The 26,338-nt window shown below is 45.4% G+C and carries 18 protein-coding genes and 1 pseudogene; 7 read left to right on the top strand and 12 right to left on the bottom strand.

All coding sequences use genetic code 11. The features are described from left to right. Nucleotides 1-24 precede the first annotated feature (24 nt). The 3 genes from nspC to DESOR_RS09835 all read right to left on the bottom strand — a co-directional run bounded on the left by nspC (nucleotide 25) and on the right by DESOR_RS09835 (nucleotide 3,397). The gene (gene nspC, locus DESOR_RS09845) at nucleotides 25-1,164 is read right to left on the bottom strand and encodes a carboxynorspermidine decarboxylase (RefSeq protein WP_014184444.1); all 1,140 of its coding nucleotides are present in this window, start codon (nucleotides 1,162-1,164) and stop codon (nucleotides 25-27) included. A 9-nt stretch (nucleotides 1,165-1,173) separates the two neighbouring features. After that, nucleotides 1,174-2,373: a saccharopine dehydrogenase family protein gene (locus DESOR_RS09840; RefSeq protein ID WP_014184443.1), complete on the bottom strand. Its 1,200-nt coding sequence runs from the start codon at nucleotides 2,371-2,373 to the stop codon at nucleotides 1,174-1,176. Between the two features lie 184 nt (nucleotides 2,374-2,557). Then, nucleotides 2,558-3,397: an MBL fold metallo-hydrolase gene (locus DESOR_RS09835; RefSeq protein WP_014184442.1), complete on the bottom strand. Its 840-nt coding sequence runs from the start codon at nucleotides 3,395-3,397 to the stop codon at nucleotides 2,558-2,560. Between the two features lie 201 nt (nucleotides 3,398-3,598). On the opposite strand from DESOR_RS09835, the gene DESOR_RS29675 reads away from it, so the two are divergent. From DESOR_RS29675 to DESOR_RS09815, 5 genes are all read left to right on the top strand, one after another. Beyond that, nucleotides 3,599-3,775 carry a hypothetical protein gene (locus DESOR_RS29675; RefSeq protein WP_014184441.1) on the top strand — a complete coding sequence of 59 codons (177 nt, stop codon included), beginning with the start codon at nucleotides 3,599-3,601 and terminating at the stop codon, nucleotides 3,773-3,775. 77 nt (nucleotides 3,776-3,852) lie between these two features. After that, nucleotides 3,853-5,475: an N-acyl-D-amino-acid deacylase family protein gene (locus DESOR_RS09830; RefSeq protein ID WP_014184440.1), complete on the top strand. Its 1,623-nt coding sequence runs from the start codon at nucleotides 3,853-3,855 to the stop codon at nucleotides 5,473-5,475. 479 nt (nucleotides 5,476-5,954) lie between these two features. Next, nucleotides 5,955-6,314 carry a hypothetical protein gene (locus DESOR_RS09825; RefSeq protein WP_014184439.1) on the top strand — a complete coding sequence of 120 codons (360 nt, stop codon included), beginning with the start codon at nucleotides 5,955-5,957 and terminating at the stop codon, nucleotides 6,312-6,314. 190 nt (nucleotides 6,315-6,504) lie between these two features. Then, entirely contained in the window at nucleotides 6,505-9,123 is a 2,619-nt protein-coding gene (locus DESOR_RS09820; protein WP_014184438.1) for a YhgE/Pip domain-containing protein, read from the top strand. Between the two features lie 8 nt (nucleotides 9,124-9,131). Then, nucleotides 9,132-11,333 carry a YhgE/Pip domain-containing protein gene (locus tag DESOR_RS09815; protein WP_014184437.1) on the top strand — a complete coding sequence of 734 codons (2,202 nt, stop codon included), beginning with the start codon at nucleotides 9,132-9,134 and terminating at the stop codon, nucleotides 11,331-11,333. A gap of 95 nt (nucleotides 11,334-11,428) precedes the next feature. Here the strand turns inward: DESOR_RS09815 and DESOR_RS09810 are convergent, their stop codons facing one another. The 6 genes and pseudogenes from DESOR_RS09810 to DESOR_RS30580 form a co-directional block, all read right to left on the bottom strand. After that, nucleotides 11,429-12,442, bottom strand: a complete 1,014-nt coding sequence (locus DESOR_RS09810) for an AI-2E family transporter (RefSeq protein ID WP_014184436.1) — start codon at nucleotides 12,440-12,442, stop codon at nucleotides 11,429-11,431. Between the two features lie 863 nt (nucleotides 12,443-13,305). Continuing rightward, nucleotides 13,306-14,043 (bottom strand): SDR family NAD(P)-dependent oxidoreductase, encoded by a 738-nt coding sequence (locus tag DESOR_RS09805; RefSeq protein ID WP_014184435.1) that lies wholly within the window; start codon nucleotides 14,041-14,043, stop codon nucleotides 13,306-13,308. Between the two features lie 270 nt (nucleotides 14,044-14,313). Continuing rightward, nucleotides 14,314-14,751 carry a helix-turn-helix domain-containing protein gene (locus DESOR_RS09800; protein WP_014184434.1) on the bottom strand — a complete coding sequence of 146 codons (438 nt, stop codon included), beginning with the start codon at nucleotides 14,749-14,751 and terminating at the stop codon, nucleotides 14,314-14,316. A gap of 11 nt (nucleotides 14,752-14,762) precedes the next feature. Beyond that, nucleotides 14,763-15,218 (bottom strand): annotated as a pseudogene (locus DESOR_RS09795) (DUF6932 family protein); the annotation flags it as partial. Nucleotides 15,219-16,021: 803 nt separating this feature from the next. After that, nucleotides 16,022-17,374: an APC family permease gene (locus tag DESOR_RS09785; protein WP_014184431.1), complete on the bottom strand. Its 1,353-nt coding sequence runs from the start codon at nucleotides 17,372-17,374 to the stop codon at nucleotides 16,022-16,024. Nucleotides 17,375-17,404: 30 nt separating this feature from the next. Further along, complete coding sequence (locus DESOR_RS30580; protein WP_014184430.1) at nucleotides 17,405-19,891, bottom strand: LuxR C-terminal-related transcriptional regulator; 2,487 nt, start codon at nucleotides 19,889-19,891, stop codon at nucleotides 17,405-17,407. A gap of 176 nt (nucleotides 19,892-20,067) precedes the next feature. On the opposite strand from DESOR_RS30580, the gene DESOR_RS27935 reads away from it, so the two are divergent. Together DESOR_RS27935 and DESOR_RS29870 are read left to right on the top strand one after the other, a co-directional pair. After that, entirely contained in the window at nucleotides 20,068-20,355 is a 288-nt protein-coding gene (locus DESOR_RS27935; RefSeq protein ID WP_014184429.1) for a DUF2442 domain-containing protein, read from the top strand. Between the two features lie 103 nt (nucleotides 20,356-20,458). Continuing rightward, nucleotides 20,459-25,195 (top strand): cell wall-binding repeat-containing protein, encoded by a 4,737-nt coding sequence (locus tag DESOR_RS29870; protein WP_014184428.1) that lies wholly within the window; start codon nucleotides 20,459-20,461, stop codon nucleotides 25,193-25,195. Between the two features lie 132 nt (nucleotides 25,196-25,327). On the opposite strand, the gene DESOR_RS30575 is transcribed toward DESOR_RS29870, so the two are convergent. The 3 genes from DESOR_RS30575 to DESOR_RS09765 form a co-directional block, all read right to left on the bottom strand. Then, nucleotides 25,328-25,456, bottom strand: coding sequence for a hypothetical protein (locus DESOR_RS30575; RefSeq protein ID WP_282434403.1), 129 nt, complete (start codon nucleotides 25,454-25,456; stop codon nucleotides 25,328-25,330). Between the two features lie 383 nt (nucleotides 25,457-25,839). After that, nucleotides 25,840-26,046, bottom strand: a complete 207-nt coding sequence (locus DESOR_RS28785) for a hypothetical protein (RefSeq protein ID WP_148265257.1) — start codon at nucleotides 26,044-26,046, stop codon at nucleotides 25,840-25,842. Nucleotides 26,047-26,136: 90 nt separating this feature from the next. Further along, nucleotides 26,137-26,304, bottom strand: coding sequence for an aspartyl-phosphate phosphatase Spo0E family protein (locus DESOR_RS09765; RefSeq protein ID WP_014184427.1), 168 nt, complete (start codon nucleotides 26,302-26,304; stop codon nucleotides 26,137-26,139). Nucleotides 26,305-26,338 lie beyond the last annotated feature (34 nt).

Here is a 26,338-nt window from a genome sequence, read left to right as displayed (position 1 = left end):
GGTTGAATCCTTGCAACCATTTCGTTAGGAAAGACGAGTTTTAAAATCTTCATAGCCAAATTGTTTAACAACCTTAATGCCCTTTGCTTGGCTGACAAGAGCAATGGCAGGTAGATTGATCCCATTAAACATGTTATTCTTGACCATAGTATAGTGGGCCATGTCGCAAAATACAAGCCTGTCGCCGGGCTTTAAGGGCTCTTTAAAGGAATAATCCCCAATAATATCACCGGCTAAACAGGTCATTCCGCCTAGGCGATAAGTATAGGAGAATTCATCAGGCTTGCCGGCATTAATGATATTGGGCCTATAAGGCATTTCCAGCACATCCGGCATGTGGCAGGCTGCCGAAGTATCCAGGATAGCTATTTTCATGCCATTGTCGACAATATCCAGGACTTTAGCCACTAAAAATCCAGTGTTTAAAGCCACAGCCTCACCCGGCTCCAAGTAAACCTGGACTCCGTATTTATCTTGAAAGAAATTGATACACTCCACCAGAGTATCCAGGTCATAGTCCTCCCGGGTGATGTGATGCCCTCCGCCCATATTCAGCCATTTCATCTGTTGAATATAGCTTCCGAATTTCTCATCAACAACTTTAATGGTGCGTTTCAGGGTGTCGGAATTCTGTTCACACATGGTATGAAAATGAAGTCCCTCAATCCCCTCTAATTCTTCAGGCCGGAAATTCGCCAGAGTTATGCCCAGCCTGGAATACTGGTAACAGGGATTATAAATGGGGGTTTCAATCTCAGAATACTCAGGATTAATGCGTAACCCGCAGCTAACCCTCTTCCCGGACTTATTCTGTACCCGGTTTTTAAATTTATGCCACTGGGCAAAGGAATTAAAGCTTATGTGATCGCAGACTGTCAGGATCTCATCGAATTCTTCCTCCAGATAGGCCGGAGCAAAAATATGAACTTCCTTGCCCATTTCTTCATAGCCCAGCCGGGCTTCGAATAAAGAGCTGGCCGTGATGCCCTTCAAATACTTGCTCACCAGGGGAAAAACAGAATACATGGAAAAACCCTTCAAAGCCAGGAGAATCTTGCAGCCGGTGCGTTCCTGCACGGAATTCAGGATTTCTAAATTTCTGGTCAGCAGTCCCTCATCCACAAAATAACAAGGTGAGGGCAAGGCATAGATGTCAATGTCCATTAAGCCACCTCAATCCAGAAGAGTTGGCGAGAAGCTTTCCTGCCAGGGCAGGCCGCATTTATTTAAGGCATCCATGAAAGGATCCGGATCAAATTCTTCTACATTATAGACACCGGGTTTTTTCCATAGTCCTTTGAGCATCAGCATTGCGCCAATCATAGCCGGTACTCCAGTGGTATAGGAGATTGCCTGAGAACCTACCTCAGCATAGCACTCTTGATGATCACAGACATTATAGACATAATAGGTTCTGGGCTTGCCGTCTTTAGTTCCCTGGATAATGCAGCCAATGTTCGTCTTGCCCTTGGTTCTCGGTCCCAGGGAAGCCGGATCGGGGAGCACTGCTTTCAGGAACTGCAAGGGAATAATCTGCTGACCTTCAAAATTAATAGGTTCAATAGAGGTCATGCCTACATTCTCCAGTACCCGCAGGTGATTCAGGTAGTTATCGGAAAAGGTCATCCAAAACCTGATTTTCTCAACACCCTTAATATTGATGGCCAGGGATTCCAATTCTTCATGGTACATGAGATAGATGTTCTTAGGTCCGATTTCCGGAAGATCATATTCTTTCTTCATTGAAAGAGGCGGGGTTTCAACCCAGGCACCGTTCTCAAAGTAGCGCCCGTTGGCAGTGATCTCACGGATATTAATTTCCGGGTTGAAATTAGTGGCAAAGGGGTAGCCATGGTCCCCTGCATTGGCATCCACAATATCAATGGTATGAATCTCATCAAAATAATGCTTTTGAGCATAGGCACAGAAGATTCCAGTAACCCCGGGATCAAAGCCGCTGCCCAGAAGAGCAGTAATTCCGGCTTGAGCAAACCGCTCCCGGTAGGCCCACTGCCATTTATATTCAAACTTAGGAACATCCGGCGGTTCATAATTTGCCGTATCCAAATAGTCAACTCCAGTTGCCAGGCAAGCATCCATAATGGTCAAATCCTGATAAGGGAGCGCCAGATTCATGACAATATCGGGCTTAAAGCTTTTAATCAATTCTATGACCATGTCAGTATTATCTGCATCAAGCTGAGCAGTTTGAATTTTTGTGCGGCTTCCAGCCAATTTGTTCTTGATCGCGTCACACTTTTCCAACGTTCTGCTGGCGATACAAATCTCTTCGAATACATCCGGATTCTGGCAACATTTATGAATAGCAACACTGGCTACTCCTCCAGCGCCGATAATCAAAGCTTTACCCATTCCACAGCACCCTCCAATCACTTTTACAACAATGCAAATTATACATAAACCGACTTAAATAATCAATAAATCCCATAAAATGTGGTTAAGTCAATTTACCCTATTTTAGCCCGGAGGGCCCATCCTCATCCCCGTACTGTGAAACTTAAGTAAAGTCTGTTACAGACCTCTTCATCAAGATTCATTAAAACTCCAAACTGCTCCCGGCCATTGCCCAACGAAAGACAGCGGGAAATTCTGCCGCCAGTTTGCTTTGCATAACCGGACCGGTGCAGTGATTAGGTGCTAAACATTCCAGATCCAGGCCCCGCAAATAGTCAATGGTTTGCCTCTGTTGTTCCGGTGCAGCCGGTCCTAAATGGGTGCCGCCAATAATGGCTCTCACCTTTGGTTCTTTGGTCACTTTTTTGGCATGTTCCACGATATTTACGAGACCCGCATGAGCACAACCCAAAAGTATAATCAGTCCTTTCTCAGTCACATAAAAAAGACTGAGATCATCGAGAATTCTAGCCGGAACAACCTTTTCTCCTTCAAGTTCAATCAAGTGAGCATCCACTTCTTCAAAGAAAGTAACTCTGGGTATTTCGCCGCTTAGCCAGAGTCCGGGCCGCAGCTCAAAGGGTTCCCGGTGCCAGTGAAATTGAGCTCCCAGGCTTTCCATGTGTTTTTGACCATAGGGAACACCAATATAGCGATTCATTTGCCCCTCAGGCCCTTTGGCAAAGTGATGGGCAAAGATATTGGGATGAGCATGGATGGGTACGGCTCCTTTAAATTGAAGGAATTTTAACAGTCCGCCAGTATGGTCATAATGACCATGACTTAAAACAATCCGGTCAATTTCCTGCAAATCCTGTCTCAACAGCTGGCTATTGGTGATAAGGCTGCCTTGCTCGCCCACATCAAACAAGATTCGTTCATCCCCGAAATTTAAAAGCATGGACAAACCCCACTCCCCCAATAATCCCAAGGGGGCGCCTACTGTATTATCGACTAGAATCGTTACTTTGAGTTGTGTCAATTAAATTACCTCCCTCTTCCCACTCCTGGAAAAAGTATATCAAATAAACTCTCCTTCCGTAATCCCTCTTTATCCAAAAAATTCCTGTTTTTCCCTCCTTATCTCTCCCATCCCTGATACATAGAAATTTGCAGAGGATTTATTTAACGTTCGTTTCCTGCTATAATTAGATGATCAATTTTTCTGACGGAGGATTAATACATGAAATTTGTAACACAATTAAAAGGTGAGGACACTTGGCAAGAAATAACCTTAGAAGAGTGCTTATTTAAAACTGAGACGGCTGGATTCTATACTCCCGGAACTGTCAAAAAGTTACTCGAAGAAGGTCATGCCGTCGATACACCCTGGTCCATCTTTAAAAAAGCTGAAGACTAAAATGAACGTTAGAAAGAGCCCGTCTCAGCGGACTCTTTTTAATATTGATAGATTTTTAAATTCGAAAGGTGATAACTATGTTTGATCTGGTGATAACAGGCGGTACTGTGATTGATGGAACGGGCACTGCCCCTTATCGTGGGGATATCGGGATTAAAGACGGACGGATTGCAGAAATTGCCCAAAATCTTTCTTCCCGAGAGGCTGCTCTAGTGATCGATGCCCCTCATAAAATTATCGCTCCTGGTTTCATTGATGTACACAGCCACTGTGACTTAGTCTCCTTTATGTCCGGTCCAATCCGCGAAAGCAGAATCAGACAGGGCGTAACCACGGAAGTCATCGGCCAATGTGGTTTGGGATCAGCTCCCCATCTCAAAGAAATGACAGACTGGCGAACCTATCTCGCCCCGATTTTAGGTCAAGGCCCCCAGACTTGGGATTGGCCGGAGTTCGGGATGTTTTTAGAAGAATTGGAGCAAAGGGAAAAACCTAATAATATGGCTGCCTTAATCGGACACGGTGCTGTGCGGGCCCAGGTTTTAGGGTTAAATAATATTCAGCCTTCCGCTGAGCAGATCACTGCCATGAGCAGAATTGTCGAAAACTCCATGGCCCAGGGTGCTCTGGGAATATCCTATGGCCTAGCCTATTTACCCGGAATGTTTGCCCCCAAAGAAGAACTTACAGCCCTAAGCTCCGTTGTTGCAGACTACAATGGCATCATGATGATTCATATACGCAGCCATTCCCGCCAGGTTCGGGAGAGCATGGCCGAAGCCTTAGCCGTCGCCAAGGAATCAGGAGTAAAGCTGCAAATATCTCATATGCGTTCTTATGCCAACCGGGATTTCGGCATTTCCGCCGAAGAATTGATGACTATGGTGGATAAGACCCGAGACCAAGGTGTTAATGTAACCTTTGACGAACATCCTTACCGGGCAGGGAGTACCCTGTTGTCACAGATCCTGCCACCCTGGGCTAAAGAAGGTGGCAGCAGCGATATCCTGCACAGGCTTAAAGACCCGCAGCTAAGAGCTAAGATCAAAGCTGATTTAAGGGAACAGGGACCGGATTATCCCGGCTGGGACAATTTTGTGGGCATGGTAGGCTGGTCCAACATTATGATTAGTTCCGTCAGCCAGCCAGAGAATAAGTGGATGGAAGGAAAAACGGCAGCTCAGTTAGTACCTGATGCCGGCAATAACGCTGAAGCCTTCCTGAGCAAGGTCATTGATACCCTCTCTGAGTTATTAATTAGTGAAAACTGCCGCTGTTCCATGGTTATGCAGAATCTTTTTTCAGAAGAAGATATTATTGCTTTACTCAAGCATCCCCTTTGTCAAATAGGTTCCGACGGTATACCTACAGGCAAGCCTCATCCCCGCTTGTTTGGCACCTATCCCAAATTTTTGGGAGAATATGTCCGGGATAAAAAAACTTTGACATGGTCCGAAGGAATTAAGCGAATTACCGGCGATCCGGCCCTGCGTTTGAATTTACCGGACCGAGGATTCCTGCGCACAGGTTACCAGGCAGACATCGTTGTATTCGATCCCGATAAAATCAAGGTCCAAGAAGACTACACCAATCCCTCCCTTCCCCCGGAAGGAATCGATTATACCTTAATTAATGGGCAAATAGCCCTCTCCAAAGGTGAAATTTTAAGAACCAACGCCGGAACCCTGATCCGACGCTAACTCCTGAAAAAAGGCTGCTCACAAGAGCAGTCTTTTTCTTTTCTTACCTGCCCTGATAAATTAAAGGCACAAAAGCATTGCCCTAACGGGCTACGAAAGCCTCGAAGCAATAATCTAAAGAACCCCTAGACCCCAAAGCCAGGGCAGCTTCGTCCACAGGAGCGAACCCATTGCATGGAGAGGCGGTATAAGCCCACTCGCGGCTGCGGGGAATGCGGAGCCATGGTTAACATCAGGTACTACCCGGAGGTTTGGTGTAGCCGCGAGTGGGCGAGCCTCGGAATGCTGCGGTGACACACACGAAGACACTGTCTTCGCACGGATTACCTTTCTTGCACGGATGTGGCAAAGCTGCCCGACCTCGGACAAAGTCCCTTTAGAACCTATTCCACAAAACCTTCATATAATGATAAGGAATCTCACCCTACTCAAACCTAGGGTTATTTTTTGATTATTTTACAAGGAAAGGATGCCAAAGTATGCAAAAAGATGATTTTATTGAAATTCTCACAAATGAGCTGGCTCACGAATATGAGAGTGACATTGAAAAAGTCCTGGTGTTCTACAAGAATGGAGAAAAGCTTATGATCAGCACCGGAGACAAGGAAATCCAAGTTGAGAAAATCGATTTGCCGGAAGATGATTGCGGTTGTTATGAAGAAACTGATTATAACAACTGGAAAGTAGAAGTAGAAGTAAAAGCAGAAGCTGAAGCCGATCATTCAACAGTTACAAATAACATAAAGAACCAAGTTGAGGTCGCCAAGGAGAATATATTGAGCTATGGTACACAAATAATTCAGCTTCCCACAGGACGAAGGATCAACGTCATTAATTGATGAACTATAGGAAAAACACCTAAAATGCTTTATAATATTATTTGAAAAAATTGCCTGATTCTTAATTGCTGGCTCTTTTAAAGCAAGCAAAATGCATTTAAGAGAAAAAGCTTGAAAAAATATATTTTTCAAGCTTTTGGTTTTGTACTTTTTAGGTCAAGGAAGAATCCGGAAAGGAATGGTCATCAACATGGATTTCCATAAAATCCTAGACGTATATCGCCGGGACTGGAAAAGGATTGTGACAAACCCTGTAGCACTGATCATCATCGGCGGCCTATGTTTAATTCCCTCCCTCTATGCCTGGATCAACATTAAAGCTTCTTGGGATATTTACGAGAACACAGGTGATATTCCGGTGGCAGTGGTCAACAATGACAAAGCCGTCAGCTTTCACGGGAAAGAAATCAACATCGGCAACGATGTGGTTGCAGGACTGCAGGAAAATAACAAGATCCACTGGATTTTTGTCAGCCGGAAAGAGGCTGACCTCGGGCTGATTGACAGCACCTACTATGCGGCCATTGAAATCCCGGAGGATTTTTCCCAAAAATTTTTAACGATTTTGTCGGACAACCCTCAAAAGCCGCAGATCATCTATAAAGCCGACACCAAAGTGAATCCGGTAGCCGGCAAAATCGTCGGCACTGCTAAAAATGCTCTGGTTCAGGAAATCACCGCCAACTTTCTTACGACAGTGAACGAAACCCTCTTTTCCTCCCTGAATACCGTGGGCAAAGACGCAGAAAAAAACCGGGACAAGATCTTAGATCTCAAGGATTCCATCGTCAAAGTTAACCAAGGTATGACAGTCATTACCAATTCCTTGGCAGCTATACATACAAATTCCGATAATTTGAGCCAGCTTCTTGACAGTGTAGACACTGCCCTGCCCCTGATTCAAAGCGGACTGGAGACTGTTGCACTAAACAACAGCCATCGCTCCCAAGCCATCCAATCCCTCAAAGCAGCCACTAATGAGTCCCTAACGAACATCAATACCAACCTGAACTATATCAAGGCATCCAACGACCGGATTGCAGGCTTGTTCACAGACCTGAACGAAGCCGCGGCAGAAGGAAATAAGGTGAAGATCAACACCCTCTTTCCCAAAATCAACGCCGGCCTAGATGCCATGGACAGTGCCATTGAGGCCACCAAGGACTACCTCCAGTCCTGTAAAGAGCTGGATGTCACCGGCGATATTGACCGGGCTGTCAGTGACCTCACTTCTCTGCAAACTTCCATCCTTAAAGTGCGGCAGCAGCTGGTCACCGTCCAGGAACACCTGGCCGCTGTCAAAACAAAGACAGACCAAGCTTATGAGGCACTGAACCTGGACTCACTGCAGGATTCCCTGAACTCCCTGAACGATTCTCTCGGAAAGGCCATCGTCCGGCTCCAGTCCCTAAATCTGCCTGAACTGGACCCCCTTATTTCTGCTTTGCAGGAAATGCAAGCGAAACTTAATAATGGTCTGATTCCCCTCCTGAAAACCATCGCCGATTCACAGGAGTCAGTGGATGAGGTTCTGGAATCCCTGGATCAAGCCCTTACGAAATCCATCCAAACCCTGGATAAAGTGAATACCCAGATTAATACCGCTCTTGATTTTCTCAAAGTTGCCAAGGCGGACAACAGAAAGAAACAGGAAATCCTCTCGGATATGATAGATTCCCTTGCCAAGATGCAGCCCTACCTGGCTGATGAAAAGGTCCAGTTCAGCAACCTGCAGGAACAGATAAACAAGGGAAACCAAATAAGCAAGAGCAGCGCAGATATGATTAACCAGGACCTTCAAAAAATTTCCCAGCAGCTCACTGCCGCCATCACAGACTATAACAACGGGGCAAAGGAGGCCCTCGGTGACATGGCGGACGGCTTGTTCGCCTCTGCGGCAGAAGCTACCCAAATGATCCAGTCCGCCCAAGACCTGAGCAAACAGATCGCCGCCATGGTTCACACAGCCCAAAGCGGCGTGAAGCTGGCCTCCGGTTTATCAGCGGATTTAAACACACGGCTGCAGGAATTTAAGGATATTATCAACCTCCTCAGCGGAAAGCTGCAGGTAGTGAACAACCGCGATATTGCCCAGATTATTGCCCTCCTGCAAACCAATCCCGCCTTAATGGGCAGCTTAATGGCCGATCCTTTCGATTTGCGGACAGAATCCATTAACGCCATCCCCAACTACGGGTCCAGCATGGCGCCCATATATACCACACTGGCCCTCTGGGTGGGCTGCCTGATTTTGAATTCCATCCTAAAACCCCGGGTCGCCTCTTTCCCCGGTTCGGAAACCCTCACCCTTCGGGAACGTCACTTTGGGAAGATGCTGCTTTTTATCAGCCTGGCTGTGATTCAGGGACTGATCGCCGCCTTGGGGGATCTTTACCTCCTTCACATTTACACTGTGAATAAAGGGCTCTTTATCACCTTCTGTCTCGTATCCTCCCTGGTCTTCTCCATCATTACCTTTACCTTAATGAGCACCTTGGGTAATTTGGGTAAGGCCCTGGCCATTATCTACATGATCCTCCAGTTGGCAGGCAGCGGCGGAACCTATCCCATTCAGGTAGACCCCCTGATCTTCCGTATTCTCCAGCCCCTCTTTCCCTTTACCTACGCAGTAAACGGGCTGCGGGAAGCTGTTGCCGGCCCTCTGGTAAGCAGCGTGGTCCTGGACTTCATTCAGTTATTCCTATTTGCTGTCGTCTTTTTGCTGTTCGGTTATTTTGCCATTAAGCCCCTTCATAAGTACATTCATCGTTTTGAAGAAAAATTTAACGAATCCGGTATCGGAGAGTAGGAGCAAAGATGAGTAAAAAAGTCTTTCAATTTTTAAACAAATTAAAAAATGGCATCCGCCCAATCTTTCTGGTCTTCCTTCACGATATCCGCGCCATCGCCCGCAACCCTGCTGCTCTGCTGATCATCATCGGGCTCAGTGTTCTGCCCTCTCTCTATGCCTGGATAAACATTTACGCCTGCTGGGATCCGTATGCCAACACGGGCAACCTGCCTGTGGCCATCATCAACAACGACGAGGGTGCCGTCTTTAACGGCCAAGCCGTCAATGTAGGGGACAGTGTTATCGATGCATTAAAAGAGAATAAGTCCATTGGCTGGAGCTTCATCGATGACTGGCAGGGAAATTACGGGCTGAATGAAGGCAAATATTATGCCCTGATTGAAATACCGCGGAATTTCTCCACAGGCCTGATCAGTATGGCTACCCCCACTCCCCAGAAGCCTGTCTTAACCTATCGTGTAAACGAAAAACTGAATGCCATCGCCTCCAAAATCACTAATGTCGCTAAGGACAATTTGGTCAGCAATATTCAGACCAACTTTGTAAAAACCGTCAGTACAGAGGTCATGAAAATTTTACAGAAGGGCGCTCAGGAAGGGAATTTTAACAATTCCCAAATAGGCAAGCTGGAATCCACCCTGAGGGAAGCTCAGGATAACATCACAAAAACCCAGGCCCAAATCACTGCTGCCAATGCCGATGCCCTGCAGCTGCAAACCTATCTGCAAAATGCCGGCAATGCCATTCCCATCCTGGCAGATCAGATTGACAATCTGCAGAAGGTCATGACAGCCGGGAAGTCCCTGGTTCTGAGCACACAGCAAACGATTCAGAGGATCTCAGCAGAGCTGAACACGGACCTGGGACAGGTTCAGGTGCTGGACAACCAAAACCAAGCCCTTATCTCCGTGCTCAAAACCATGAATGGCAACACCCTGAACCAGGACGAAATCGGCATCCTCAAACAGACCATCCGTCTTTGCTCCTCCACCCACGCCCTGCTGCAGACAGATCAGAAAACCTTAGAGGCCCTGTCGGAATCTTACGATCTCACCGCCCTGACCTTCCTGGCCAACAGCATCCGCTACCTGGACCGTTTGGTGCAAGATGAGTATGCAACTCTGAATAAAATTCTGCCCTTAGTTGAGAAGGGTTCGGCAAAGTCCGAGATTGATGCCGCCCTTAACGCCCTTTCCGGTATCAGCAGCGAGCTTTCAGACCAAATACAGACCGTTGCCAACACTTTTTACAGCCAAGGCTCTCCCGCCCTGAACACCCTGGTCTCCAACCTGTCCGTCCAAGTAGATGACACCACGGATATCCTGGAAATTACCAAAGCCCTGCTGCCCCAGCTCAATGCCCTGGCCGCATTCTGCAATGCCAGCAGCAAGCTGTCCGTTCAGCAAGCCAACCAACTGGCCGGACTGCTCACGGAGCTGCAGGATAACTTAACTTCCCTGAGCGGCAAAATTGCCTATCTGACCGGAATGGATATTGACCGGATCATGGAAATTGTTCAAAATCATCCTGGCGAGGTGGCCGATTTTCTCGCTTCTCCTATAGACATTAAGGAGATTGACATCTACGCAGGCGGCACCTTCGGCGTAGGCCTTACCCCCTTTTATACGGTTCTCGCCATTTGGGTCGGGGCCTTGTTGGCCTGTGCTCTGCTGACTGTGGAATGCAAAGACAAAATCAACGGCATCCCTCTTAACCTTAAGCAAAGGCATTTGGGAAAAATGCTGCTATTTTTATCCCTCTCCCTGATCCAATCCACCATTATCACCCTGGGGGATATTCTGATCTTAGGGATTCATCCCGCCAGCTTTTCACTGATGTTGGCCTTCAGTGTCCTGTCCTCCCTTACTTTTACCATTATGCTCTTCACCTTGGTTTCCGTTTTCGGCAATGTGGGGAAAGCCATCGCCGTGGTAATCATGGTCTTTCAAATTGCCGGTGCCGGAGGGATCTACCCCATCCAAACCAACCCCAAAATATTTGGGGTCCTGGAGCCCCTCTGGCCCTTCACTTATGCTATCAACGGTTTCCGTGAGGCCATTGCCGGCCCTGTCTGGAGCAGTGTGCACCATAATTTATTAGCCTTATCTGCCTTCGCCGGCGTATTCCTGCTCCTGGGAGCACTGAAAAAGCCGTTCCACTGGCTGAATCACATGATGTCGCATAAATTTGAGGAAGCAGAATTATAAGGGGGTATCTGCTCACTCCGACTTCATCCTCCGGCCGGGACGGCTTCTCTCTTTTTAACCTATCAGTATAGGTATTTCTGTAAATTAACTTAAATTCAGTTATAGTCCGGTTCTTGGACATCTAGGATATCCAGGAGGAAAAGAAAAAGCGGAATCCCAAATAATAAACCCCATACTCCCATAAAATGTTCGGCCAATAGTAACACTACAAAGGTAAAAAAGATAGGAAGTTCGGTTTTAATGGACATTAGCTTCGGATTTAAAAAGAAGGTTCCAATGCTGTGCAAAATGATGATCATGACAAATACATAAATTACTTTAATGATTCCACCAATCTTAAAGGCTACGACGGATAAGGGGATCAGGGAAATAATGACTCCTGCCACAGGTATTAAGCCCAGTATAAAAATCATAAAGCCTAAACCTATTACTTGATGAAAACCCATAATACTTAAAAAGACTGCTGATAAAAAAGCATTGATAAAGGATATAACGATTTGGGTTTCCATAACCTTAGCAAAAGAATTGACAAAGTTCTTTCCTAATTTCTTATAGTAGACATACATAAAACCGACTTTGCTTTGTTCAAATTGATTTAAGAATTTGATGGTCTTATCCTTCTCTAAAATAAGAAACAAACTCAAAATCAAGGCAATGAAAATATTGATGCTGAAGGTCCAGATATTTGTTACAGAATGGATTAAATAGGTTCCGCCTTCAACAACATAAGATTGAATACTTGTGCTAATTGCTTCCCTTATTTGTGGACTAATGACTTCTTCATAATTATTAATGTCAAAGTTGCTAAGCTGAACTCCGATAAACATCAACTGCCTTGTCAGGACAGGAATGTATTTGTACAATACAAATACAATGGATGAGGCCACTAAAGAAAAAACAATAACCGTAATCCCTGTTCTGTTGACGGGTATTAAAGGGGCAATTTTTTGGAATATGTAATCTTGAATTCCGTACAAGATAAAGGAGAACATAAATGTTAAAAGAAGCAGATTCATCATGGGTCTCATGCCGATAATAATAACCAAAAGAATCAATAAGGAAAAAAGTTTCTTAAAGAGGTTGCTTTCAAAGAAGTCTTTCAATTCCATTTAATTAGATCTGCCTCCTGATTATCTTAAATACCCTATAAAAACACTTTATATTTTTATTATATTACAAAATACCGCAATAAAAAAGCCACTCAAAGAGTGGCTTATCTAAATATGATCCCGCAAAGTTCCTCCTCCATTAATGGATACACGGCTCAAGATTAATCTTCAACTAAACTTTACCAGAAATATTAACCAGAGAATCGAATTGTAGGAACCTTCAACGAAACAACCTGAATTCAAACTGGTAAGGGAAAGACTCTTGCCTTTTAAGCAAATACCAACGATACTTTCTGGGTAACTTGGAAACTAATCTGGACAAATCCTCCACTACATTTTTTAGACTTTGATCTAACTGCGGTCAACTGAAAAAAGTTATTCACCAACAAACTTAACTATACGAATCACCTTGTACTATACACTAACTGAATACCACCTGGACCTATGCTTTCTCTGACCGACTGAGCGATTAGGAGGAACTTTGCGGGAAAACTTTCATAGAAGGATTGCAGAAAGACTAACCTAAGAAGCCAGGGAATTCAAATTTTGCAGCGTTGTAAAATTTGAGGAAATTAATAGTACCAGAACACAAAAACCACCTATTCTAGGTGGTTCCAATTCACTGAAATTCAGCATTAACTCCCTGATTGCAATGCCTACTTTCGATGAATCGAAACTATGCCTAGCACGCGACCAACAGACTACTTTGAACTGAACTTTATATTTGATTCTTTAACCTAATTATATCTAAATTTCTTTTCATGTCAAGAGCATTCAATAAAAAGATTAGAAGTTCTTTTCTGCGCTGATTCAAAGAACTTCTAATCTTCTTCCTATCTACCTTTGCTTAAATACCCTTCGCTTTAGATGAAGTTTCCTCCATCGACCACAATGGTCTGTCCAGTCACAAACCCGGCATTGGCTATCAGTGAATAAACCACTTCAGCAATATCCTTAGGTTCGGCAACCCGGCCCAAGGGTGTGCCCTCAGCCAATTTGCTAATATGAGCTTCTTTCCCCTCAACCCAGCGGGTTTGCACAATCCCTGGAGCTACTGCATTGACTCTTACCTCAGGGGCTAAAACCCGGGCCAGTGATTTTGTTACACTGGTAGCCGCCGCTTTTGAAGCCGCATAGGCGATGGAACTTCCTAATCCGGTCAGTCCGGCAATAGAGCTAATATTGATAATGCAGCCCCTGTTTTTCTTAAGCTCTTCTGCTGCAGCCCGGCAACAAAAGAACATCCCCTTGACATTGACTCCGAATATTTCATCCCAATACTCGTCTTTCATCCCTTCTAAGTCTGAGTGATCGACGAAATGAGTCATTCCGGCATTGTTAACCAGAATATCTAAGGCTCCAAAATCAGAGGTTACTTGACTTACCATTGCTTTAACCTCAGCATCAACGGCTACATTGGCTTTATAGATTTTGCTTTGTACACCTAAGTCTTTAACCTCTTGGCATGTTTTTAGTGCCTCTTCTTCTGAACGGGAGTAGTTTAGAGCGATATTGACTCCTGACTTAGCCAGTACCAAAGCGATGGCTCTGCCAATTCCAGTCCCCCCTCCAGTAATCAGCGCTGTTTTGTCCTTCAACATTCAAATCCACCCTCTCAACAATGGCTTTAAGCATTTACCCTAGTCTTTTTAGTATAACTCACACTTTTAGAGTGGACAAGCTAAAGGACTTATCCGGGGTCGGGCAGTTTCGCCTCCACCAATCAAACCCACGAATATTTGGTGGAGAGATACATAATGAAAAAGCCTTGAGGTACGTTAAGTTGTACGACCTCAAGGCTTTTTGTTTAGAACTTTATATTGCCCGGAATTGATTATGATTAAAAACAGGGAGAGGTATCATCCTTATTGCTATGTTCCTAATTTTCCATCAATCTCAATGTTAATAGTAGCTTTCATCCCCATAGATTCCATTACCGTTTCAATTTTCTCAGTAGTAGCTCCGTAGTATTCGTGCCTTTCATCTCTAGACACTTGAGACTCACTAACTCCTAGCCTATTAGCTAATTCAGCTTGTGTCATCCCTAAATAAATTCTATATGCAATAAGGGTCTTTCCGATATCAGTAAATTTATATATGGGATTAAATGACCCACGTTTCATTTTTTCGTAATATTCTACCTCTGCTTTTAATTGTTCATGGAATGAGAATAGAGGTTGTATTGCTAATTCAATTTGTTCGGAGTTTAATCCCATTTCTTCAAAACGTTTTTTTTCACTTATAATAAATTCTTGATCTTGTTTTAATTTTTCAACAGCTTTTAGATAAGCTGATTCATTTTTAATCATTTTACCACTCCTTATTTAATTATTTTAATAATACCTTTTGGTAAGAAAGTGTCACGTGTTTTTCTAAATGTTGCTGGAAACATCTGCTCATTTCCGTTTTCATCCAAAATTCCACAACCTTGACCTACATGGGGATATAATTCAACTTTATAACGGTGCCACAAAGGTAATTGCGGTTTTGCTGAATTACGATCATAAATTCTACTACTCCAGTCCCAAGTCCAAACCTTATATGGATCTGTTTTGTTTAATTCCCTTACTATATCTGGTAGTGTATAAGGATTTGCAACAAAGTAACCATCAATAAATATTTCATCAATTCCTACCGTATATAGTTGATTTACAAGAATACCCAAATTATTGACCAGAAGCAAACGTTTTTGATGATTCCATGGAGAACTATCTTCAGGTCCACGTACTAATAATGAATCTTTCAATTGTTCAATGGTCATTGGGTAATCCTGTGGCGGTAGGAATCCTTTAAATAATTATGATAGTAGCATAATAAATTTCCAGAAATGAAGATAATCACTCATAATCCCGCTGCCCTTTTGCAAGTCTTAAATAGACTAGCTAGTTTAACAGATGTTTTGAATGAGTATAGATTATTTTCCTGTTCAAAATAAAGGGCCACCTTGAAGGTTACTTCAAGGTGGTCTTTATAAACAATGACTTTATCAACGTAGCTATCAATGAACTTCTTACATTCAGGGATATTTTTCTCTGTAACAAATTTCCTAAACATGGAGAATGCTACGCCAGTCCAGGTTCTGTCGTCTTTCCAGGGACGATCTTCCAGCCGAACGTAGCAAGGCAGCCCCCTAAGCGCGTCCGTATCCAATTCCCCAGGTGTGGTTCCTAAAAGGGTTGTAACAACTTTAAGGAAGCGTTCCTTTTCATGGGGTTTTGACAGGCGGTAGTGCTCGCGAATGGCTTGACCATGGTTTAATTTAAATCAGATCGTCACGCGATTCTATGTACTTATTACAGGGTCAGAAATACATTACCCGTGGCTGTGCTATTTCGCAGGTTAGTGGAAAAAGTAATAATTCAATCGACGGCGGAAGTGGCGTTTGTGTTTAAGGTCGGGGTTGATGTGCGGGAGGTACTGTGAGAAGGGAAATGCCGGACGAGGTTCAATGTGACTTCGACCAGCTATATTTCTTCGCAACAAGGATAATTTCAGATACAGGAAGCAACAAGAGAGGCATTATCTCGAAAGGGATAGTACCTCTCTTGTTGCAAATAACAATCTGCGTAAATTCCGGCTTCACTTGCTCAAGCCTGTTTTAACCCTCATACTCAGAAGCAAGCCAACAGCAAGCCAGACAAAAATACCATATATCAGCAAATTAACGGGATACTCAGGTACAGGGTAAATATTGAGGAAGAACAGGGCGGCTAAAATTAAGAGCGACAAAATCATAAGCACAAGCCTTACACCCGTTAAGGCTTTATCCCTGTGAAAGAATACAATGGCACAAACCACAGCCAGTATATAGGAGAGCAAAAGTGCGAGGATACCAACCGTTGCCGCATACCTTCCCACATTAATAGCCTTTAACCGGAAGCAGCCGGCGAAAATCAGCATGGAAACAGCAGCCATGATATTAATGCCGATATAGGGTGTATGATGCTTGCTGTGCGTCCTGTGCAGTGCTTTGCTCAACATTCCGTCCCTGCCCATAGTGAATAAAATTCTTGCCCCCGCGCTGACACAGCCCAGAGCCGACGCAAAAAACGATAGGCTCACACACAGCATGATAATCAAGGAAATACCCTGTGACAGGTATTTTGACGCCAGATCGGCAAGGGGCGTGTCACTGGCCGCCAATGCCTTGATTCCGTCAGCAGTCAGACCAAATCCCAACACCTGGGCATAGGCAACGATGATGTAAAAAATACCCGAGATTAAGATTGCGCTGGCAACAGCTACAGGGATTGCTTTCTTTGGGTTTTTGCTTTCCTCTCCCAGGCTTGAAGCGCCTTCAAAGCCTGCGAAGGCCAGAAAGCCGAATAAGGACGCGGTGGCGATTGACGAAGAACTGTTGCCGACCGGCGTGAAGGGAGCCAGGCTCAAACCTGTGGCAGCCGTCGCCTTTATAATGATTATGACTGATAAAGCCAGTAAAATGCTCATTGAGATTATTTCCAGAACCAGCAGCAGCCGTGTGCTGACCTTGGCATCCCTCCCGGCCAGATACCACACGGACGCCGCTATAGCAAAAATAATCAACTCCCAGTGGATATTAATACCAAAGCCTGCCAGTATGCTTTGCAAATCGGAGGCTGCTACTGCGGCGCAGCTTACGCCCAGCGCCAGATAGGTAAAGACGATCAGCCAGCCCGAGATAAAGCCTGCCCTTTTGCCCAAGATTTCTTCGGCAAAATGATAGACCGAGCCGGAAGAAGGGAAATGCTGGTTCAGCTTGATGACAGCTACCGACACCAGGCCGACGCAAAGCATTGAGAAAAATAGAACAAACGGTGAAGAATAGCCGGCTAAAGAGGCCATCATGATGACTATAACGGATATTGAAGCGGACGGTCCCATGATTCCCACCGATAATGCCGCAGTTTCAACAATACCCAGGCTGTTTTTTTTGAGTTTATTGGTTTCCATAGTTATAATCCATCCATTTCCTCGTCATCTTTAAATTAGTCCATTCATCTGCGCTATCTTTATAGCCGCTATCTTACCGCTTGCCTCCAACTTCAAGTATATATTATGTAAATGGGTCTTCACGGTACTCTGGGATACCCGTAGACGCTTCGCAATTTCTTCCCTGTTCAGACCTTCTGCCGTAAGAGAAAGCACTTCCAATTCTCTCTCGGACAAACTAACTTTATCCGGACTGCTGCTTTTTAGTCCTTCCAGATACTGTTCGCTGTAAAACAGTACTTTTTTTATGTACGCATTTCTGGAATCCCGGATAGCGGCTATTCTCAGCAGATCTATGATATGGGGCGCATTTTCCGCAAAGGGCAGAAGAATATCATCCACCTGGGCTTTTGCCAAAGCCCGCATAAGCTCCGCCGCTCCTTTCTCCATTCCGTACAAATGATAGTAAGCCACGGCTCTGAAAATATGAGTATGAATAAAACCTAGCTGGTTGCTGAATAGGTCGAACCGCTCCTGCAAGGTTTCTGTGAGTACCTCAAGGGCAATATGATTTTTCGACAGCAGCACAGCCTTACCGTAGACAATATAATTAAAAGCAACTCCCTGGTACAATAGATCAGCCGCTGTCATATCACCGGTTTGCAGCCAGAGCGGTATTTTCTCGTGCTGCTTTAGGCAGGCATAAATATATCCCTTGCACATGTCAATGGTCGTGTTATGGATGGAGTTATTGAGGGCGGAGACCTCCTGCTCCAGCTGTTCCAGCATTTCAAGAGCTTCCGGAATCTTGCCCTGCAGTAGGTAAAGACGGATCAGGGTGAAATTCGCGCAAATAATAATACTGGTCTGCTCCTTTGTCCGTGCCTTATAAATGGCTCTGAAACCATTAAGCTCAGCCCCATCAAAATCACCTGTTTCCAGTGCATACTCAGCCTGGAGCAGATACTCGGAGCCTGTCCCGCAGCCACCCGCAAAGCCCGCGTATGCCGTAAACCGTTGGGCAGCCAGCTGCGCGATTTGAGCAAAGCTCCCCTGATCCCTGAAATAGACATAAAGCAGATGGGGAGAGCCCATCGTAAACTCGTTTTCCCTGCTCATGATAAAGGACTGCTCTCCGTTCAGCAGCCGTAGGATTTCAGCATTATCCTCACCGGAAGGATTTATCACATTGAAGGAAGTAAACCGCTTGAAGATCAAAATTTCCGCCAGGATATGATTTCTATATTCCTCATCCATGTTTTCCATGGTTTCGTAGACTTTTTTCAGACTGTCCAACCGTTTTGCGCAATCCGCGATGGTTTTACCATCTCCCTTGACGATGGAAAGGAGAATATGCTGCAGGTAGGCAAGCGGATACTGGTGAAGCAGCTCTTGGGAGGTATTGTCAAACATTTCAAAGGAACCTTCAAAGCTGGTTAGTTCGTTTCGGATATTTTTGGGGTTATTGAGATGGGCAAGAATCCTCTCAACGTCCCCTGCTTTGTAAAAATAGCCGTAGGCAGTCATAAATTTATGGCAGGAAAGCTCCCATTCACCCAGCTTCAGGTATATATCCCGCAGTTCTTCCTGATTAAAGCGTTCCTTCATACGGAGAAAATCAAGCAGTATATTGTGTATCTTATAGGTCTGTAAGGCTTGGTCATAATACACAAAGGCATTTTCCCTGCTGAGCCTTTTGAGGATTTCCGGGGTCCTTTCCTCACCGGTCACATACAAGGCCTGTTTCGCTGTAAAAACCTCCATGAAGGAAAGCTTTAGCAAAAAGCTCCTGATGGAATCCTCGTAAGTATTAAAAAGCACCTTCTCCACAAGCCTGTCTATGGAATCGTTCATCCCGACAGGAACACCGTTTTCAAAGGCAAGCAGTATCATATAAATCGGAGAAATCCAGCCGTCCGTATAATAACATATTTTTTGTATCTCCGCCTCGGATAGCTTGTCAGTCATCAACCGGCAGTAGGCGTGAACCTCATCCTCGGTGAATCTCAGCTGCTGCTGTGAAATAAGGCCGCAAAGGCCTTTAGCAAACAGCTCCGGGAAATCGATATGGGTCGTATCCCTAGTAATAATCACAATATGCAGATTCTCCAGCTGTTCCATAACAATTCGCGGGAGAAGCCTGCTGATACTGATATCCGGTATGAGATGGAAGTCATCCAGTACCAAAACAGTTTTTTCCGGAAAGGCAATGCCGTTCAGCAGGGTCAATACCTTTTCTGTTTGGGGAGTATCCGCGGGGAATCCCAGTGCCTTTAACTTTGCCGCCGCAGTCTCATCCAGCCGGGCCAGCTGGGAGGTAATATTATTCCAAATAGGAGGTATACTTCCATCCCCTGTATGCAGGAAGGTAATCCAGAGGGGATCATTCCCCTCTTCCTTCAGGAAGCTTCGGACGGCTGTGGTTTTGCCAAAGCCGATAGGAGCTTCAATGACAGTCAGTGGATAATCATATATTTTAGATAAAAATCTATCTAAGTGCTTTCTTCTTAGTAATTCCGTTTTCGTTCCTTTTTTCATAAATGCTCCCTTTACATGAAAAGACTTAAAAGGCATTGTTTTCAGAGCTTTGCGCTCATTATCATGCAATTAATATTATACAGAAAAAAATAACAAAAAAGCCACAAAAAATCGAAAAAATCGACCATATGGGCGATACCGCATTTAAAAAACACCCTATATAATTCGCTTTGGTAATGATTTATCCAATAGCTGGTTATAAGGGAGGGAATAAAATAAGCAGGATTATCAATGTAACAGCAAATGATGATTACACGCTTCTCATTGAGTTCGAGCATGGTAATCAGATACGCTTCAACATGGAAGAGATGGTAAGGAAATTGCCCTATAATGCTATAAGCGATCTGGAAATCTTTAAAAAGTTCCGGGTTGAAGATACAGCCATTTGTTGGGATGCGGATAAGCCCACCCTGATTCCGCTCCGGCTTACGGTGGACAATATCCTTTTTACCATCAGGGGTTAAACACAAGGACTCCATAGTGCTTACAGAAACTGGAACATTTTAATAATGTAGAAATTGAGAACAAAGCACTCTGCTCGAAGCACCCGGATATGAGCGGCCAACCATGATGTCGGTTAGGCTTACGGTGGATAAATATCCTGTTCAAGATCCGGGATTGACGGGTGGAGTTGATCTTGAGGAGGAACAGAGAATGAAAAAACAAGTTAACTGGGCCGCTCACCTGTTGCTGTTCATTTTGGTAACAGTCGCCATGTTCGGCCAGCCCGGGTCAGCCTCGGCAGCAACGGAACAACCACTGAGCTCCCTGCAAGCGGGCGATACGGTGAGTTTCGCCGGTTACACCTGGATCGTGTTGAATCCCAGCACCGGCTACCTGCTAATGCGGAATTTTTATGACGCACGAACGGGAAATAAATGCGCAGAGAAATTTGATATTCAAGGCAGCAACACGTTTAACCCTAATGACTCATATAACATCGCAAGCTTTCTAAATAGAACCAATTACGATGGTGGCTTTTCAGGCACCGGGTTTTACAAATACTTGTCGGACAATTACCCTGCCGATATTTCATTGATCCAGAACCACACCTGGACCACTGGGCCCGAGGGTAGCGAATCGGCGAGCAGCAGTGTGCCCTGTCAGATCGGCCTGCTCAGCTACAGCGAGTACCAACAATATCAAGGAGTTCCAGGTGTGAAAGCGGATACAAACACCGGTTCTTGGTGGTTACGTACTACCTCAGACTCCTACGTCGAAGTCGCCAATTGGGACGGCAGCCGATCCGCCTGCCCCGGCAACTGGACTAACTACGTCCGTCCAGCTTTGTATCTGAATCCTGACATCTTAATATCCGACAGTAATGTCACTACGACTCTGGACACTGCAAGCAGCCTGACAGTGGCTACTTCCACCAACACCCCCACGGCGGGGACAGCATTTAATGTGACGGTGACGGCCAAAGATTCCAATGGGTACACGATGAGCGGTTATACGGGAAGCGTACATTTTAGCAGTACAGATAGCAATGCAGTATTGCCAGCGGATTACACATTCGTGTCTGGAGATAACGGAACTCACACCTTCAGCGGCGGAGCGACGCTTGAGACGGCAGGAACGCAGACGGTGACGGCGACGGATACGGTAACGAACACTATCACCGGTACGAGCGGCAGCCTGACAGTGAACTTCATTTTGTATACTGTGAGCATTGATAGCACGATAGGCGGGAGTATCACCGCCAGTCCGACCTCGGCAACCTTAGGGACAGCTATTACCCTGACTATAACCCCGGATTCTGGAATGCAACTGAGAGCCGGAAGTTTAAAATATAGCGACGGAACAACTGATCACGCAATCAGCGGCACAAGCTTCGCGATACCGGCGACTAATGTCACTGTAACGGCCCAGTTTGAGCCAGTTCCGCCAAGTATGTACACCGTGACTTTCGACTCCCAAGGCGGTAGTGCGGTGTCAAGCCTGTGTAATGTACCCCCCGGTTCCACCATCAGCGCTCCAACCACTCCAACTCAATCCGGATACACCTTCGGAGGATGGTACAAGGAAGCTAACTGTACCAACGCTTGGAATTTCAATAGCGATACAGTGATAAATAATATTACCCTTTATGCGAAATGGACGGCGATACCAGGACCAATTATAACCAGTATCGCACCCACTAGCGGTCCGGAAACTGGAGGAACGTCGATAACGATTACAGGTACGGGGTTTACCGGAGCCACGGCAGTTAACTTTGGCGGCACAGTGGCAACAAGTTATAGCGTCACCACGGACAGCGCGATTATTGCCACTTCCCCGGCAGGAAGCGGAACAGTGGATGTGAGGGTAACAACACCAGGCGGAACGAGCGCAGTCGTTCCAAGTGACCAATTTGCGTACGCTGCCCAGAACCAGGACCAGGCCGCTCCAACAGGGCTGACTGGAATAGCCCCCACTACAACAGACAATAATGACGGAAAAATCACCGGCGTCAGTGACAGCATGGAATACCGACTTCAGGGAGCAACCGATTTTACACCAGTGACATCTTCATCCTTAGAAATCACCGGCTTGGCAGCAGGGACGTATCAAATAAGATATGCAGCAAGAACAGGGTATAATGCGGGGGCTACCGTTGACGTGGTGGTGCCGGCGTATACCACTCCAACCTTTCTCTCTCTGGGTGATTCCATTGCTTATGGAATGAGTGCCGCAGCCGGAAGTGACTACACACATCTTTTCTATAATCATCTTCTATCAGACCCTGCTTATAATCAGCTTGTCTTGAATAATCTAGCCGTATCGGGAGATAAGAGCAGCGATTTATTGCAACGATTATTAACGCCTCAATATAGCACAGCTGTCGGAAATGCCAATGTTATTACCATAAGCATCGGCGGGGATAATTTGCTTTCCCCGGTCATTGCTTCAGTATGTACGGCATTTGGGGTGAACCCTGTCAATAATCCCAATTTAACCACGCAATTGGCGGCGGCTATGGCTGCAAATCCGAACAAAGACGTCATCTTGGCGAGTTTAGCGACTTCGCCAGCCTTAAGTCAAGCTTTGCAGTCCGGTGTTACTCAATTCAGCACAGATTTTCCGCAAATAATTGCTACGGTTAAAACCCTTGCCCCCCAGGCCCAAATTTACGTCCTGAATCTTTACAATCCCTTTAGCCAACAGGATCCACTGTATACAGTTTTTGATCCTCTCATCAAAGGGATCAATCAAGCAATCAGCAATAACGCAGCGGCGGGCTATAAAGTTGCAGATGTCTATACCATGTTTAAAGCAACTCCTGGAGCCGTTAATTTCAACCTGGCGACACTGCAGCTCGATCCACATCCCACAACAGCAGGACATGCAGCAATCTATCAGGCCCTTCTTGACGCTGAATCAGGACAGTCTCCGGCAACCTATTACACTGTCAGTATCGGTTCACTGACAGGGGGAAGCATTACGGCTAATCCAACCAGTGCAACGTCCGGTTCGGCTATTAACTTGACCATAACCCCAGACTCAGGAATGCAGCTAATGCCAGGGACGTTGAAATATAATGATGGAAGAGATCATATCATAACAGGTACCAGCTTTACGATGCCAGCAGCTAATGTTGTCGTATCGGCAGTTTTTGAGGCGGTTCCTAATTCAACACACGAAGGCGGCGGTGGAGGAAGTTTCTCCGGCGGCAGCAGTGCATCAAGCGGAGGAAGCACCGTTACCGGCAGTGTCATCAACGGTACGACCGGAGCAACTGTTTCCAATCTGACAGGAACTGTAACGATCGACAGCAACGGAAATTATGCCGTTTCCATGCAGGCAGCTCAAACTCTATCCTTCCAACAATCTGACGGAACCTCGAGTCCTTTAAGCGATCTGACAAAAGTGAGTTATGTATCAGCAGCAGATTCGTCAGTAGCCGTTTCTGCGGATGGAACCATTAATTTTGCCAACCTAGCCAAAGGAACGGACAATCAATATAAGATTACCTATGATTTAGGCAATGGACAAACAATTACACTAGGAACCTTGGAAATCACAGTTTCGAGTAGTGGGACTGTCAGTTTAAAATGCACCTTAATTGACCCCTATGGTATTATCACGGATGCGGCAACTGGTAAGCCTGTTGTTGGAACAAAGGTTACCTTGTACTATGCAAATACAGAACGCAATAAGACCAATGGCAAAACTCCCGACACTGTCGTAACCTTACAGGGCATTGATGGATTTAAGCCCAATAACAACCAGAATCCGCAGACAAGTGATGCGAAGGGTGCTTATGGTTTTATGGTCTTCCCAGATACGGATTACTATATTGTAGCTTCCAAGGAGGGATATGAATCATATACAAGTCCGACTATTTCCGTAGGGCAAGATATCGTTCATTGGGATTTTGAAATGAACACACCCATTAACGGAGTCAACCGACTGGCGGGCCAGAACCAGGTCGATACTGCCTTGGCCATCGCCAAAGCAAACTATACAGGAACACTTTCCAACGTAGTCCTAGCCACCGCCGGCAATTATCCGGATGCCTTAGCCGGAAGTGTCCTAGCTTACAAGCTCAATGCCCCGATCCTACTCGTTGGAAGTTCGGAGGCCGATCAAGCAAAAGTCTTAGACTATATGAAGTCAAACCTTGCCACGTCAGGAAACGTTTATATCTTAGGTGGAACAGCCGTGGTTAGCGCTGATATGGAAGCCAAAATCAAAGCAGATGGTTTCAGCCAGATCAGCCGCCTGGGCGGAACGGACCGCTATAAAACTTCGGTCAAAATAGCCGATCAATTACAGGTCAAGAGCGGAACACCGATTGTTCTGGCCTTCGGAGAAAACTATCCGGACGCTTTATCCATCAGCAGTGTGGCTGCGGAAAGTCAGTACCCTATCCTTTTAGTTCAAAAAGACGAAATCAGTGATGTAGTCAAGAATGAAATAGCGGCCATTAAACCCAGTAAAGTTTATATCATCGGAGGAGAAGGGGTTATCAGCTCAGCGGTTGAAAGTCAAGTAGAACAGATCACCTCTTTAGACAAAACAAATATCATAAGAATTGCCGGGCAGGATCGCTACGATACCTCCCTGGCCGTCGCCCAATACTTTAACTTAGCTGGGCAAAGTGTCTGTATCGCTACCGGCAATAATTTCCCGGATGCGTTGGCTGGAAGTGTCTATGCTGCTAATCATAATACCTCAATTGTTCTGGCAGATGGCAGCTTGTCCGATCAAGTCGTGAATTATTTGAAAGGCAAGAAACTGACTGGAGTGACAATATTTGGGGGAGAGGCTGTCGTGAGGAAAGGAATTGAACAGCAGCTTAGTCAGTTGATAGGAAACTAGGAAAGTATTTTGGTACCATCAGTGTCTGCTTATACCGTTATCGCTGGGCGGAATTTCGGAAAACAAAAAGCGGCATTAAACTTCATCTCGCTTTAAAGTTTGATGGGGATTCTTACCCGAATAAATCAATCATTACCCCGGCGAAAAGGGCAGACCGCCGGATTTAATCACATCGCGATTTGGTTTCACCATTTTAAGACGTACGGGTCTGGCGGCAATCGTCGGATAATTTTGATCGGTGCCTGCGGCTATCAGCCGCAATGGATAGACCTTGGTCAAATTCTCGATTCCGCACCCGCAGCCGCATAATAGATCAAAGACAGATAGATGTGTTTGCTAAGGGGTTGAATGATGAACTATTGCATAGAAATTATAATGGACAGAGCTGGGATCAATGGCGTTCGCTGGGAGGCCCCAGTGTATGAAATTCGGGGTTTTATAAAGCTTTTGCCAGACATCTCTTTCTGCTGAAATCTGAGTTAACAACACTGGTTTGAAATATGTTTTCGTTGACAGGGAATCATTGAAAACTGTTTAGCTACAATAAAACAATTTTGGGTCGTGGGTTTGAATAAGTGAGCTTCACCACATCCGCTCACCGCAGCATTCTGAGGCTCGCCCACTCGCGCCTACGGGAGCTACCTTCAGCGGATAAGTCTTCTTTGGAGATTCCCGCTTCGGCGAAAGTGTCCGCCGGACACTTTCGTGCTAAACCTCAGGGTAGTACCTGATGTAAACCAGGCTCCGCATTCCCCGCAGTCGCTTGTGGGCTTATACCGCCTCTCCATGCAATGGGTTCGCTCCTGTGGACGAATCTGCCCTGGCTTTCGGGTCTGGGTTTGTTTAAGCATGGTTCGCCTCATGCCGCTTCCACAGCGGCACCTGTCTGCTGTTTTTATGATTTTAAAAAGGCTAAAAGCATGCTATTGCTTTTAGCCTTTTTAAGCTTTGTGAAATAACAGTTCCTGATATTTGTCTAAGACTTCATCGAGGGCTCGACTCGCCTTTATTACTTCAGGATCTGTATATGCCCTTCCTTCTTTCATCTTTACCAGATTTAACCGTAATCCTTCAATTTGCTTGATTAATTCATCAAATGTTTCGGACACTTCTTTCCTCCTTTTTAATACTAATCAGAAAGTA

The organism is Desulfosporosinus orientis DSM 765, assembly GCF_000235605.1.
Classification (GTDB): Bacteria; Bacillota; Desulfitobacteriia; order Desulfitobacteriales; family Desulfitobacteriaceae; genus Desulfosporosinus; species Desulfosporosinus orientis.
Note: the sequence above shows the minus strand (reverse complement) of the source record. Positions and strands in the feature narration are given on the sequence as shown.

What these genes read in the sequence shown, in the direction of transcription:
- nspC (WP_014184444.1), bottom strand. Translation starts at nt 1,164, where the DNA reads ATGGACATTGACATCTATGCCTTGCCCTCACCTTGTTATTTTGTGGAT.
- DESOR_RS09840 (WP_014184443.1), bottom strand. Translation starts at nt 2,373, where the DNA reads ATGGGTAAAGCTTTGATTATCGGCGCTGGAGGAGTAGCCAGTGTTGCT.
- DESOR_RS29675 (WP_014184441.1), top strand. Translation starts at nt 3,599, where the DNA reads ATGAAATTTGTAACACAATTAAAAGGTGAGGACACTTGGCAAGAAATA.
- DESOR_RS09830 (WP_014184440.1), top strand. Translation starts at nt 3,853, where the DNA reads ATGTTTGATCTGGTGATAACAGGCGGTACTGTGATTGATGGAACGGGC.
- DESOR_RS09825 (WP_014184439.1), top strand. Translation starts at nt 5,955, where the DNA reads ATGCAAAAAGATGATTTTATTGAAATTCTCACAAATGAGCTGGCTCAC.
- DESOR_RS09820 (WP_014184438.1), top strand. Translation starts at nt 6,505, where the DNA reads ATGGATTTCCATAAAATCCTAGACGTATATCGCCGGGACTGGAAAAGG.
- DESOR_RS09815 (WP_014184437.1), top strand. Translation starts at nt 9,132, where the DNA reads ATGAGTAAAAAAGTCTTTCAATTTTTAAACAAATTAAAAAATGGCATC.
- DESOR_RS09810 (WP_014184436.1), bottom strand. Translation starts at nt 12,442, where the DNA reads ATGGAATTGAAAGACTTCTTTGAAAGCAACCTCTTTAAGAAACTTTTT.
- DESOR_RS09805 (WP_014184435.1), bottom strand. Translation starts at nt 14,043, where the DNA reads ATGTTGAAGGACAAAACAGCGCTGATTACTGGAGGGGGGACTGGAATT.
- DESOR_RS09800 (WP_014184434.1), bottom strand. Translation starts at nt 14,751, where the DNA reads ATGATTAAAAATGAATCAGCTTATCTAAAAGCTGTTGAAAAATTAAAA.
- DESOR_RS09785 (WP_014184431.1), bottom strand. Translation starts at nt 17,374, where the DNA reads ATGGAAACCAATAAACTCAAAAAAAACAGCCTGGGTATTGTTGAAACT.
- DESOR_RS30580 (WP_014184430.1), bottom strand. Translation starts at nt 19,891, where the DNA reads ATGAAAAAAGGAACGAAAACGGAATTACTAAGAAGAAAGCACTTAGAT.
- DESOR_RS27935 (WP_014184429.1), top strand. Translation starts at nt 20,068, where the DNA reads ATGATTTATCCAATAGCTGGTTATAAGGGAGGGAATAAAATAAGCAGG.
- DESOR_RS29870 (WP_014184428.1), top strand. Translation starts at nt 20,459, where the DNA reads ATGATGTCGGTTAGGCTTACGGTGGATAAATATCCTGTTCAAGATCCG.
- DESOR_RS28785 (WP_148265257.1), bottom strand. Translation starts at nt 26,046, where the DNA reads ATGCTTAAACAAACCCAGACCCGAAAGCCAGGGCAGATTCGTCCACAG.